This is a genomic window from Rhizobium sp. BK538 (assembly GCF_014197575.1).
GTDB lineage: Bacteria > Pseudomonadota > Alphaproteobacteria > Rhizobiales > Rhizobiaceae > Rhizobium.
Genome location: NZ_JACIFT010000008.1, coordinates 65,446 through 77,941, shown reverse-complemented (window position 1 = coordinate 77,941; position 12,496 = coordinate 65,446). Strand labels below are relative to the sequence as shown.

15 protein-coding genes are annotated in these 12,496 nt (G+C 58.6%); 13 read left to right on the top strand and 2 right to left on the bottom strand.

Features of this window, described 5'->3' with window-relative positions:
* Positions 1–91: 91 nt before the first annotated feature.
* Positions 92–571 carry an SsrA-binding protein SmpB gene (gene smpB / locus FHX09_RS11710; RefSeq protein WP_007790527.1) on the top strand — a complete coding sequence of 160 codons (480 nt, stop codon included), beginning with the start codon at positions 92–94 and terminating at the stop codon, positions 569–571.
* Positions 572–624: 53 nt separating this feature from the next.
* On the opposite strand, the gene FHX09_RS11705 is transcribed toward smpB, so the two are convergent.
* A complete protein-coding gene (locus FHX09_RS11705) occupies positions 625–1,206 on the bottom strand; it encodes an NYN domain-containing protein (protein ID WP_007790525.1) in 582 nt (193 codons plus the stop codon).
* A gap of 286 nt (positions 1,207–1,492) precedes the next feature.
* Between FHX09_RS11705 and rpoZ the strand changes: the two genes are divergently transcribed.
* From rpoZ to FHX09_RS11645, 12 genes are all read left to right on the top strand, one after another.
* Positions 1,493–1,897, top strand: a complete 405-nt coding sequence (rpoZ, locus tag FHX09_RS11700; protein WP_007790522.1) for a DNA-directed RNA polymerase subunit omega — start codon at positions 1,493–1,495, stop codon at positions 1,895–1,897.
* Between the two features lie 100 nt (positions 1,898–1,997).
* Complete coding sequence (locus FHX09_RS11695; RefSeq protein ID WP_184450004.1) at positions 1,998–4,247, top strand: bifunctional (p)ppGpp synthetase/guanosine-3',5'-bis(diphosphate) 3'-pyrophosphohydrolase; 2,250 nt, start codon at positions 1,998–2,000, stop codon at positions 4,245–4,247.
* Positions 4,248–4,431: 184 nt separating this feature from the next.
* Positions 4,432–4,581, top strand: a complete 150-nt coding sequence (locus FHX09_RS11690; protein ID WP_007790517.1) for a DUF3563 family protein — start codon at positions 4,432–4,434, stop codon at positions 4,579–4,581.
* 141 nt (positions 4,582–4,722) lie between these two features.
* Entirely contained in the window at positions 4,723–5,307 is a 585-nt protein-coding gene (locus tag FHX09_RS11685) for a DUF2062 domain-containing protein (protein ID WP_132591839.1), read from the top strand.
* On the top strand, positions 5,304–5,708 hold the full coding sequence (gene acpS, locus FHX09_RS11680) for a holo-ACP synthase (protein WP_132591721.1): 405 nt from the start codon (positions 5,304–5,306) through the stop codon (positions 5,706–5,708). The genes FHX09_RS11685 and acpS overlap by 4 nt, the downstream gene beginning before the upstream one ends.
* A 114-nt stretch (positions 5,709–5,822) precedes the next feature.
* On the top strand, positions 5,823–6,566 hold the full coding sequence (lepB, locus tag FHX09_RS11675) for a signal peptidase I (protein WP_007790507.1): 744 nt from the start codon (positions 5,823–5,825) through the stop codon (positions 6,564–6,566).
* Positions 6,563–7,282, top strand: a complete 720-nt coding sequence (gene rnc, locus FHX09_RS11670) for a ribonuclease III (RefSeq protein WP_007790504.1) — start codon at positions 6,563–6,565, stop codon at positions 7,280–7,282. The genes lepB and rnc overlap by 4 nt, the downstream gene beginning before the upstream one ends.
* A gap of 8 nt (positions 7,283–7,290) precedes the next feature.
* Positions 7,291–8,229, top strand: coding sequence for a GTPase Era (gene era, locus FHX09_RS11665; RefSeq protein ID WP_184450002.1), 939 nt, complete (start codon positions 7,291–7,293; stop codon positions 8,227–8,229).
* 129 nt (positions 8,230–8,358) lie between these two features.
* Positions 8,359–9,111 (top strand): Crp/Fnr family transcriptional regulator, encoded by a 753-nt coding sequence (locus FHX09_RS11660; RefSeq protein WP_132591725.1) that lies wholly within the window; start codon positions 8,359–8,361, stop codon positions 9,109–9,111.
* Between the two features lie 231 nt (positions 9,112–9,342).
* Positions 9,343–9,705: a response regulator gene (locus FHX09_RS11655; protein WP_007790496.1), complete on the top strand. Its 363-nt coding sequence runs from the start codon at positions 9,343–9,345 to the stop codon at positions 9,703–9,705.
* 67 nt (positions 9,706–9,772) lie between these two features.
* Positions 9,773–10,531, top strand: a complete 759-nt coding sequence (gene recO / locus FHX09_RS11650; RefSeq protein ID WP_132591729.1) for a DNA repair protein RecO — start codon at positions 9,773–9,775, stop codon at positions 10,529–10,531.
* A gap of 108 nt (positions 10,532–10,639) precedes the next feature.
* Complete coding sequence (locus FHX09_RS11645) at positions 10,640–11,641, top strand: aldo/keto reductase (protein WP_132591731.1); 1,002 nt, start codon at positions 10,640–10,642, stop codon at positions 11,639–11,641.
* Here the strand turns inward: FHX09_RS11645 and FHX09_RS11640 are convergent.
* Positions 11,638–12,492, bottom strand: a complete 855-nt coding sequence (locus FHX09_RS11640; RefSeq protein WP_132591733.1) for an MOSC domain-containing protein — start codon at positions 12,490–12,492, stop codon at positions 11,638–11,640. The genes FHX09_RS11645 and FHX09_RS11640 overlap by 4 nt on opposite strands.
* Between the last annotated feature and the right edge of the window lie 4 nt (positions 12,493–12,496).

Here is a 12,496-nt window from a genome sequence, read left to right as displayed (position 1 = left end):
GAACTGCCTTCACAGCCGGGCGATGTTCCCTTACATACAAGGTACGAGATAAGGGCGCGACAATCGCGCCCTCAAGCATTTGGAATGTGTCATGGCTCCCAAAGGCAGCGAACGCGTGGTCAAGAAGATCGTTGCGGAGAACCGCAAGGCGCGCTTCAACTATGAGATCATCGATACCTACGAAGCCGGCCTCGTGCTCAAGGGCACCGAGGTCAAGTCGCTGCGCGAGGGTAAGGCCAATATCGCGGAATCCTATGCCTCGGACGAGGACGGCGAGATCTGGCTGATCAACTCCTACTTGCCGGAGTATCTGCAGGCAAACCGCTTCAATCACGAGCCGCGTCGGCGCCGCAAACTCCTCCTTTCCAGCCGCGAGATCAATCGCCTACGGGCAGGGATCAACCGTGAAGGCATGACCTTGGTCCCGTTGAAGATCTATTTCAACGATCGCGGCCGCGCAAAGATGGAACTGGCGCTTGCCAAGGGCAAGAAGCTCCACGACAAGCGCGAGTCGGAGAAGGAGCGCGATTGGAACCGACAGAAGAGCCGTCTTCTGAAGGATAACGGCTAGCCAACATCCCGGCGGCATTTCTGCCCGGACATAATGGCACTCCATTGATCGGTCTAAGCTTCCAGATCGGTTGGCGCGGCGGTTTCGGTGGGCCGCGGCGGCCGCTCCGAGGGATCGCGCCCGATTTCGCTCTTCAGGGACAGGAGATCGATGAAGTGATCGGCCTGTCGGCGCAGGTCGTCGGCAATCATCGGCGGTTGTGTTGCCATCGTCGATATGACGGAGACCTTTCGGCCCTTGCGCTGCAGCGCCTCGACGAGTGTCGTGAAGTCTCCATCGCCGGAGAAGATGACGAGATGGTCGACGGTCTCCGATTGCTCCATCGCGTCGATCGCAAGCTCGATGTCCATGTTGCCCTTGATCTTTCGGCGGCCCATCGAATCCGTGAATTCCTTCGCCGGCTTGGTGACGACCTTATAGCCGTTGTAGTCCAGCCAATCGATCAGCGGACGAATGGAGGAATACTCCTGATCTTCGATTAGCGCTGTATAGTAGTAGGCGCGCAAGAGATAGCCGCGTTTCTGAAATGCCTTCAACAGCTTGCGGTAGTCGATATCGAAACCAAGGCTTTTGGACGCAGCGTAGAGATTGGCGCCATCGATAAAAAGAGCAATTTTTTCGCGTGGATCAAACATCGCGTACCAATCCAATGTGAGCAATCGTGGTGCTTCCGTCAAAATCCAAAGAAACAATGGGTTATGCGGCCGCTTGGAACAATTCTTACTTTATGAACTATTCATATAAGAGAGATTTAGGGCACGATTCGCGATATTCCAAGCAACTTTTGGTGGAAACCCGCTTTCGGTTTCAAAATTCGCCGCCGTCGCCCGTTGGGGCTTCGCACAATGAAAACTTGAATTTGTCCGGTTTTAATTGTATCGGGCGTGTTAATCCCGAGATCACGACCGCAAAGGACAGGCAATGGCCCGTGTCACCGTAGAAGACTGCATTGATAAAGTTGAGAACCGCTTCGAGTTGGTTCTGCTTGCCAGCCACCGTGCCCGGCTGATTTCCCAGGGCGCCTCGATCACCATCGATCGTGACAACGATAAGAACCCGGTTGTGGCGCTTCGCGAGATTGCCGATGAGACGCTGTCTCCGGACGACCTCAAGGAAGATCTGATCCACTCGCTGCAGAAGCATGTCGAAGTCGACGAGCCCGAGCCCGATGCGGCGAGCCTCATCGCAGCCGGCGGCGTCGCTGCCGCCGATAGCGAAGAGCAGGAGGATCTTCCCGAAACGATCACCTTCGACCAGATGTCGGAAGAAGAGCTTCTGGCTGGCATCGAAGGCCTTGTGCCGCCGGAAAAGAGCGACGATTACTAATCGTCAAGCTTGCGCCGTTATTGCTTCGGCATATTATTGCATATTATGTGCGCCAATCCGTGATTGGCGCGCTTTTCTTTTTTAATGGAGTGGTTTCGGGATGATGCGGCAGTACGAGCTCGTGGAGCGGGTTCAGAAATATAAGCCCGATGCCAACGAAGCCCTGCTGAATAAAGCCTATGTCTATGCAATGCAAAAGCATGGACAACAGAAACGTGCCAGCGGCGATCCCTACATCTCGCATCCGCTGGAAGTCGCCGCCATTCTTACCGACATGCATCTCGACGAGTCGACGATCGCCGTCGCCCTGCTGCACGACACCATTGAGGATACGACGGCGACGCGCGCCGAGATCGACGAGCTGTTCGGAGAAGACATCGGTCGGTTGGTCGAAGGTCTGACGAAGATCAAGAAGCTCGATCTCGTCACCAAGAAGGCCAAGCAGGCCGAAAACCTGCGCAAGCTGCTCCTCGCCATCTCCGACGACGTGCGCGTGCTACTCGTAAAGCTTGCAGACCGACTGCACAACATGCGCACGCTGGATCACATGTCACCGGAAAAGCGTGCGCGCATTTCCGAGGAGACAATGGATATCTACGCACCGCTCGCCGGGCGCATGGGTATGCAGGATATGCGCGAGGAACTGGAAGACCTCTCGTTCCGCCACATCAACCCGGAAGCCTACGAGACGGTCACTGGGCGGCTTGAGGAACTCTCCAAGCGCAACGAAGGTCTGGTCAAGAAGATCGAGACCGAACTGGGCGATCTGCTCGAAGCAAACGGACTGACCGGCGCCATCGTCAAGGGGCGTCAAAAGAAGCCTTACTCCGTGTTCCGCAAGATGCAGTCGAAGTCGCTGTCCTTCGAACAGCTTTCGGACGTCTACGGTTTCCGCATCATCGTCGATGATATTCCGGCTTGCTACCGGGCTCTCGGTATCGTTCACACCCGCTGGCGCGTGGTTCCTGGGCGCTTCAAGGACTATATCTCGACGCCGAAGCAGAATGACTACCGTTCGCTGCACACGACGATCGTCGGCCCGTCCAGCCAGCGCATCGAGCTGCAGATCCGTACCCGGCGCATGCACGAGATCGCGGAGTTCGGTATCGCCGCCCACACGCTCTACAAGGATGCCGCTTCGACCTCTGACAACGATATCCTGTCGCGTGAGTCCAACGCCTATTCATGGCTGCGACACACGATCGAGGCGCTTGCCGAAGGAGACAGCCCGGAGGAGTTCCTGGAGCATACAAAGCTCGAGTTGTTCCAAGATCAGGTCTTCTGCTTCACGCCCAAGGGCAAGCTGATCGCGCTTCCGCGAGGCGCGACCCCGATTGACTTTGCCTATGCGGTTCACACCAATATCGGCGACACGACGGTCGGCGCCAAGATCAACGGTCGTATCATGCCGCTCGTGACCCGGCTGGCAAATGGCGATGAGGTCGAGATCATTCGCTCCGGCGTGCAGGTGCCACCTGCAGCCTGGGAAGAGATTGTGGTAACGGGCAAGGCGAGGGCCGCGATCCGCCGCGCCACCCGATTGGCCATCCGCAAGCAGTATGCCGGCCTCGGCCATCGCATTCTGGAGCGCACCTTCGAGCGGGCCGGCAAGATCTTCTCGCGCGAAGCGATGAAGCCCGCGCTCCATCGGCTTGGGCAGAAGGATGTCGAAGACGCCATCGCCGCTGTCGGTCGTGGCGAGATGTCGTCGCTCGACGTGTTGCGCGCCGTTTATCCGGACCATCTGGAAGAACGCGTGACGCCCAAGCCGAGCGGTGACGACGGTTGGTTCAATGTTCGCAGTGCCTCGGGCATGATCTTCAAGATACCGGGCAAGGCGAAGTCGGGTGTCGATCGCGCGGTCGCGGACCTCAAAGCCGATATCGATATGGATACCATGCCGATCCGTGGCATTTCGAGCAATGTCGATGTGCAGTTTGCGCCGACGGGCGCCGTACCCGGTGACCGCATCGTTGGGATCATGAATACGACGGAGAAGGGCAACGGTATCACGATCTATCCGATCCAGTCGCCGACGCTGCAGCGTTTCGATGATCAGCCGGACCGTTGGATCGATGTTCGCTGGGATCTTGATGAGGCTAACAAGTCGCGCTTCGTGGCGCGGATCATGGTCAACGCGTTGAACGAACCCGGCACCTTGGCTAAGCTCGCCCAGACCGTTGCTGGCGTCGACGTCAATATTCGGGTGTTCAACACAGTGCGCGTCGCAACCGACTTCACCGAGATGACGCTCGATGTTGAGGTTTGGGACCTTCGGCAACTGAATCAGCTGCTTGCCCAGCTGAAGGATCTGGAGTGCGTCGCGACGGTTCGCCGACTTTACGAATAGGCCGGCGAAGCCGGTTGGTGGGCTGTCTGCACATTTTATGATCGTTTCGTGACCAAAGTCGCGCTGATATAAGGCGAGTTATGCGCATGGCGCATGGCTGCGCCGACCTTAGAGCGTTGGTAATTGCTGCTGCGAGCGCCTATCTTCCAGTCATCAGGAAATGAACAGAAGATGAGGCAAAGAAATGTTTACACCGATCAAGAAGATCGCCCGCGCACTGCGCGCACCGACTGCTGAAGAGCGCGAAATGGCTTACCTGAACGGTTCGTTTGACCGTATCGATCTTGAATATCGTCAGCGTCAGGTTGACCGCGGTCTTTTCCGCGCCCGTTAATATCGGGTCTATACTTGAAGAATGGAAGGGGCGTATTGCATATCGCGCCCCTGGTGAGTGCTCAGTCTGCAATGATCAAATAATGACTGAGATGGTTTGACGCTCTTGTCAGCCTGGTGCGGGTTGCACTACATACGCGCCATGTTGTTCCGACGTCGAAAACCTGCTGGATTCCGTGAAAAGCTGCGTGAGTTGTTATGGCCTCGCAAGGGATTCTTGCGGCCGCTCCGCTATCTCACGATGCGTGTTCTGCGCTTGACGGCGTCGCCGCACGCCGTTGCCATGGGTGTCGCCGCAGGGATCTTTGTGTCCTGGACGCCCTTTATTGGCGTTCATTTCGTCATGGCCTTCGTGCTCAGTTATCTCTTCTCCGGCAACATGGTCGCCGCTGCGCTTGGCTGCGCGGCTTTCGGCAATCCGCTGACCTATCCGTTCATCTGGGGGGCGACCTGGGAGATCGGTCACCTGCTGCTTGCTCGTCAGGATACGATGCAGGGGCACTCGATCGATCTCGGCGCCCTGTTCCATGAGCTGCATTTCAGCGAGCTCTGGCGACCCGTTCTCGAGCCGATGCTGGTTGGCTCCATCCCACCGGCACTTTTGACTTCCGCTATTGTCTACTTCGCGACCTTCTACACCGTGAGGGGCTTCCAGGCGCGCCGCCGCGAACGCCTGATGATGCGTGCCCGTGTACGGCTGTCACATCCAGCGCAGGAAACCGTATGATTATCGGTATCGGCAGCGATCTCATCGACATCAGGCGCGTCGAGAAATCCCTCGAACGCTTCGGCGAGCGTTTTACCAGTCGCTGCTTCACCGAGATCGAGCGGGCAAAGTCCGATCGGCGTGCCAATCGCGCGGCCTCCTATGCCAAGCGCTTTGCCGCCAAGGAAGCTTGCTCCAAGGCTCTTGGAACGGGCATGGCGCAAGGGGTGTTCTGGAAGGATCTCGGCGTCGTGAACCTGCCAAGTGGCAAGCCGACGATGAAGCTGACGGGCGGGGCAGCCGAGATGTTGCAATCGCTGCTGCCGGCGGGCCACAAGGCTGCCATTCATTTGACGATAACGGATGATTATCCCTTGGCGCAGGCTTTCGTCATCATTGAAGCCTTGCCCGAAAATGCCTGATCAGCGACGTAGAGTCGCTTTTAATGTTGGCGCCATTGCCGCAATCGGCCGAAGCCGCTAGAGAGAAGCAAACAAGAGTTGTGCCCTTGGGGTGCATTGAAGGAATAAGACTGCGTGTCCGAAAAAGTCGAAACCAAGCCGAACGCCCTGTGGGAAAACATCAAGGTCATCGCCCAGGCGCTGATTTTGGCAATGGTTATCCGAACGGTATTTTTTCAGCCGTTCACGATTCCGTCCGGCTCCATGATGCCGACTCTGCTTGTCGGCGACTACATCTTCGTCAACAAGTTCGCCTACGGCTATTCGAAGTACTCGCTGCCCTTCTCGCCGAACCTCTTCAGCGGCCGCATCTTCGCGAGCGAGCCGAAGCGCGGCGACATCGTTGTCTTCCGTTTCCCGCCGAACCCGGACGTCGATTACATCAAGCGTCTGGTCGGTCTTCCCGGCGATCACATTCAGGTCACGGAAGGTGTGCTCTACGTGAACGGCAAGCCGGTTCCGAAGGTACCGGATGGCACGTTCAATTCCGACTACGCCCAGGATCCGGGCCAGGACGTGCCCGTGTTCCGCGAGACGCTGGATAATGGTGTTAGCTACGATACGCTGGATCAGTCCCCGGTTTCGCGCGGCGACAACACGCGCGAGTTCATCGTTCCTGAAGGTCACTACTTCATGATGGGCGATAATCGCGACAATTCGCTCGACAGCCGCTTCGATGTTGGCTTCGTGCCGGCGGAGAACCTGGTCGGTCGCGCCAGCGTCATCTTCTTCTCGCTCGGCAACGACACTTCATTCCGCGAGATCTGGAAGTGGCCAACGAACATGCGTTGGGATCGTCTCTTCAAGGGCGTTGAATGAGTAAGGCGCAGACGCTCTCGGCGGCGGATCGAACAAGGCTTGAGGCCCTGATCGGTCACCAGTTCGCCGAGAAAGAGCGGCTCGATCGGGCTTTGACTCATGCGAGCGCCCGCACGCAGAAGGGCGGGAACTACGAGCGTCTGGAGTTTCTTGGCGACCGTGTGCTTGGCCTCTGCGTCGCCGAACTGCTCTTCCGCACGTTTGGCGCGGCGACTGAGGGCGAACTTTCGGTACGCCTCAATCAGCTCGTCAGTGCCGATACCTGCGCGGAGGTTGCCGACGAGCTCGGCCTGCACCTGTTCATTCGCACTGGCGCCGACGTGAAGAAGCTGACCGGCAAGCGCATGATGAACGTGCGCGCCGACGTGGTCGAAAGCCTCATCGCGGCGATCTACCTCGACGGCGGCCTGGAGGTCGCCCGACGTTTCATTTTGAAGTTCTGGGAAAAGCGGGCAGCACGCGCCGACGGCGCTCGGCGCGACGCAAAGACCGAGTTGCAGGAATGGTCGCACGCCAAATTCGGCATCACGCCGATCTATCGGGTTGAGGAACGCACCGGACCGGATCATGATCCGCGCTTCACGGTGACGGTGGAGGTCACAGGTGTTCAGCCCGAGACGGGCATCGAACGCTCAAAGCGGGCTGCAGAGCAGGTCGCAGCCACACGAATGCTGGAACGCGAAGGCATTTGGCAGAAGCCCTCTGCCGGAAACTGACGGGATAAATGACGGAAGAACACTATATGGCGGATGACGCCGCTGAAACCGCGGGCGCGACACGGTCGGGCTTCGTCGCGCTGATCGGGCCGACCAACGCCGGCAAATCGACGCTGGTCAATCGCCTGGTCGGCGCCAAGGTCTCCATCGTCAGCCATAAGGTGCAGACGACGCGTGCCATCGTGCGCGGCATCGCGATCCACGACAATGCGCAGGTCGTGTTCATGGATACGCCTGGTATCTTCAAGCCGCGTCGGCGGCTCGACCGCGCGATGGTGACATCTGCTTGGGGCGGCGCAAAGGATGCCGACCTGATCATGTTGCTGATCGACAGCGAACGCGGTCTGCGCGGTGATGCGGAAGCCATTCTTGAGGGCCTCAAGGAGGTGCATCAGCCGAAGATTCTTGTCTTGAACAAGATCGATCGGGTCAAGCGCGAAGATCTGCTGGCGCTTGCGGCGGCGGCCAACGAGAAGATTGCCTTCACCCATACCTTCATGATCTCGGCCGAGAATGGCTCCGGTTGTGATGACGTCATGGACTATCTGGCAAAGGCGCTGCCCGAGGGACCTTGGTACTATCCCGAAGACCAGATTTCCGATCTTCCGATGCGCCAGCTTGCGGCGGAGATTACCCGTGAGAAGCTGTTCCTTCGCCTGCATCAGGAGCTTCCCTATTCGTCGCATGTCGAGACGGAGAAGTGGGAAGAGCGCAAGGACGGCTCGGTGCGGATCGAGCAGGTGATCTACGTCGAACGCGACAGCCAGAAGAAGATCGCGCTCGGCAAGGGCGGCGAAACGATCAAGGCAATCTCCTCGGCATCACGTCGGGAACTTTCCGAAATCCTCGAGCAGCCGGTCCATCTTTTTCTATTCGTGAAGGTTCGCGAAAACTGGGGCGATGACCCCGAGCGCTTCCGTGAAATGGGGCTGGATTTCCCGAAGTAGAGCGACAGCTTCTGCAGCGTTGTTTCTATGGTAAAAATTGCCTCTGCGTGGAACAGCCCTCGGGGTTCGCGTGTTGTTATGTGAAGCGCCAATCCCGGCGGCGCCGTTCCGTTGAGCACGAGGACCTGTATGGCGACCCGGCGCCCCACTTACTCGTTCAAAACGCCGTGCGAGCGCTGTCCGTTGCGTGCTATCGCGACGTTCAGGGAGTTCAGCAGCGAAGAGCTTGAATTCGTCTCGAAGTTCAAGAGAGGCGAGCTGGCCGTGGATGCCGGTGCCACGATCCTCGTCGAGGGCGCACATAGTGCTCACCTGTTCACCGTTCTCTCCGGCTGGGGCTTCCGCTACAAGACACTGGAGGACGGACGCCGGCAAATCCTGAACTATGTAATGCCGGGTGATCTGATCGGTCTTCAGGGAACGATCATGGGGGAAATGCAGCATTCCGTCGAAGCATTGTCGCCGGTGTCTCTTTGCGTCTTCGAGCGCGACAAGCTGATGACCCTCTATAACAAGCATGCGTCCCTGGCCTTCGACATCACCTGGATTGCTGCCCAAGAGGAACGCATCCTTGACGAACACCTATTGAGCATTGGCCGTCGGACGGCGCTCGAACGAGCCGCCTACCTCATCGCCTTTTTGTTTGAACGCGGGAAACGGCTGAAGCTGTTCAACGGTGAGGCGTCGATCCCGATCACGCAACAGCACGTGGCAGATACGTTGGGGCTTTCGATTGTCCATACCAACAAGACATTGAAAAAGCTTGCTAATCGTGATCTCATCTGCTGGCAGGAGCGCACCTGCGAGGTGATAGATGGCGACGGGCTGATGGCTGCTGCCGGCTGGGAGGGGCTTGGAGAGAAAGTCCGTCCATTCATATGATACGTGTCGCCGATGTGTTTTATTTAAATGCACACCACGCGATGTGGAGCTATGTTCCTCCGCGTCATCTTTCTTCCTGCTTTGCTTTTTATCGACGCGAAACGAAAAAGCGGCTATGCAAGTTAAGCGGTAAATGGTCATCGGCCAGTGAGCCATGGGGCGTCAGAGTGGAAATCCGGGAAATGCAATGCCGAGCGTCTTAGATGACACTCAGCGAGGGGCGTATTGGGTATGAAGGCAAACCGTGTTCTGGTCCTTGAGGACAGTTTGATCATCGCGATGGAAGCCGAGGATATCCTTCGCCAGGTGGGCGTAGAAACAATTGGCATCGTCAGCAGCCTCGACCAGGCAATGGAGGCGACCAGGACCGAAACCTTCGATTTCGCGTTGCTGGACGTCAACCTTGGCGAGGTCATGAGCTTCGATTTCGCCCGTCATTTGGCCAACATCCATATCCCGTTCGGGTTTGTGAGCGGCTATTCGGACACGAAGGACTTTCCCGAAGATCTCCAGAATGTGCCGCTGCTCGTCAAACCGTTTGGCGAATCGGCGATGCGCGACTTCCTTCAGAAGCTCTTCCCAGCCAGCGTCTGAATGCCTTTCATGACAGAGCACCAGTGTTGCGGTAGGATCGAGTCGTAAGGTTTAGGGTTCGCTTCGGATGCAGTGGCACGACCGGGCAATCATCTTGGGTGTCAAGCGCCACGGCGAGACGAGCGTCATCGCCGAGGTGATGACGCGCGAGCGCGGGCGCCATCTGGGCATGGTCCGTGCCGGCCGGTCGCGGGCGATGCAACCTGTCCTTCAGCCCGGCAACGAAGTCGAGGTCACATGGCGCGCGCGCCTTGATGAACACCTTGGCGAGTTTCGCATCGAGCCATTGACGTTGCGGGCCGCGCGCCTGATGGAAACGGCGACGGCCGTCTATGGTGTGCAGGCGATGGGCGCGCTGTTGCGGTTGCTGCCGGAGCGTGATCCGCATCCGCATCTCTTCGAGGCACTCGAGGTCATCCTTGACAATCTCCACAACCCGGCCGATGCCGGTGAGCTTTTCGTCCGCTTCGAACTCGCAGTTCTGAACGACCTTGGTTTCGGCCTCGATCTGACCGAATGCGCTGCTACGGGCGCGCGTTCCGACCTTGCCTATGTATCGCCGAAGTCGGGCAGGGCGGTCAGCCGGACAGCAGGTGGTCCCTGGGCGGACAAGATGCTGCTCCTGCCGTCATTTCTGAACAGCGAGGAAAACCGCGCGGCCGATATCGACAGCCTCAACGCCGCGTTCCGCCTGACGGCCTTCTTCCTCCATCGCCATGTCTATGAGCCACGCGGAGTGGAGGCGGCGGCTGCGCGGGAGGGCTTCGTACAGGCGGCACTGAAAGCACTGAAGGCAGCCGCTACGCAGCACGAACTGTCTACCTGATCGATCGTTTTTCATCGGTGAAAAATATCGTGCAGAGCAGGTGCTTTACGCGCCTCACGCTCCTGCCTATTTCGATCGCATGCAGCCCAGCGATCGGAGGAGTAGACGATGCTGACCAAGCCCAATATGAGGACCGCGATAAATCTCTGGAACAATTATGAAATACCCAGATTGGGCATGGGCTGCTGGGCAATCGGCGGACCGTTCTATGCCGGCGATACGCCACTGGGGTGGGGCGAGGTCGATGATGACGAGTCCATCGCCGCCATTCATCGCGCAATCGAGCTCGGCATTCGTTTCTTCGATACCGCCTCGAACTACGGGGCGGGGCATTCAGAGGAAATCGTCGGGCGTGCGTTCGGCAATCGCAGCGACATTGTCATCGCGACCAAGTTCGGCTTTGCCACCGACCCCCAGTCGAAGCAGGCAACAGGCGCCTTCGCCGATCCGGAGTTTATTCGTCGCTCGGCCGAAACATCGCTACGCAGGTTGAAGCGGGATCGCCTCGATCTGCTTCAGTTTCATCTGAACGACTTTCCGCTGGAGCAGTCGGATGATGTCTTTGAAACGCTGGAGAAACTGCGCAGCGAGGGCAAGGTCGACGCCTTCGGCTGGAGCACGGACTATCCCGATCGTGCCGCGCGACATGCCGACCGCCCTGGTTTCGTTTCCGTCCAGCATACGATGAACGTCTTCGAGCCTGTGCCGGATATGATCGCGGTGATCGAACGGCATGGACTGATCTCGATTAACCGCGGGCCGCTCGCGATGGGGTTACTCAGCGGAAAATTCCGCGCGGACACGAAGGTCGGCGATAAGGATGTTCGCGGCGCAAGCCTCGACTGGATGATCTATTTCAAGGATGGGCGCATTGCGCCGGAGTTCGCAGCACGGCTGGAGGCGGTTCGCGAGCTGCTGAAGTCCGACGGACGAACTCTCACGCAGGGCGCCTTGGCCTGGCTATGGGCGCGCTCGCCTCGAACTCTGCCGATCCCGGGCTTCCGCACCGTCGCCCAGGTTGAAGAAAACGCCGGCGCGTTGGCCAAAGGCCCGCTATCGCCAGCGGTCATGACGGAAATAGACGAGACGCTTGCGCAGCTTCGGACCTAGGCGCGCTCGCGGATCTTGAAAGACCAGCCTTCGGGCCTCTCCTCTATGATCCTGACCGGGTCACCGACCGCAATTCGACCGGTTCCACGAGGCGTGACATTCCAGCCGAAGAGCGGGCCAGGTACACGCCGGTCCGCAGACATCCGAATGCGCCCCAGGGCCAGCATCGGATTGGGAACCTCGCGCGATCCGGTCGATTGGTCCTGCGTCGTCATGACGCAGCGCGCACAGGGCTTGACGAGGTCGAAACGAATGCCGCCGATCTCGACCGCTGCCCAGCGGTCTTCCGGCCAGGCTTCCTCGGTGTCGACGACGATGTTCGGCCGAAACCGCTCCATGCCGACACGACCTTCGCCGTGCTTTTCAAGGTCGGCATTTAACGCCCGCAGCGAGCCGGTTGTCGTTAGCAGGATCTGGTAGCCATCGGCAAACGCGACGGGTGTGCCTTCGCCAGCCCATTCCGCGCTTGCGGAACGCCTAGCGTCCTGATCGAAAAACACCAGTTTCACTTCTCGCCCAAGCCAGGTTGAAAGTTCGTCATTTACGGCGTCATCGGCAACCGCGGCGTTGACGATGGACTTCCATATCGAGACATTCATCCGCCGCGCGGCATTGGGGATTTGCACCGCCATCTGCTGGCCACCCATGGTGAGGCGCAGCTCCGAAGACCCGGGATGTAGGGCAATGCGGGCAAGCTCGGGCAACTCGCGCTGTGTAACGAAGTGTCCGTCCCGATCGGTGATCATCGCGCGCCGATCGCCCGGTGGGCCGAAGGCGTCGATCTCGGTTGATGGTAGGGCAATGCCGCGGGCGCTCTTGAGCGGATAGATGAAAAGCTCGGTGATATGCATCGTA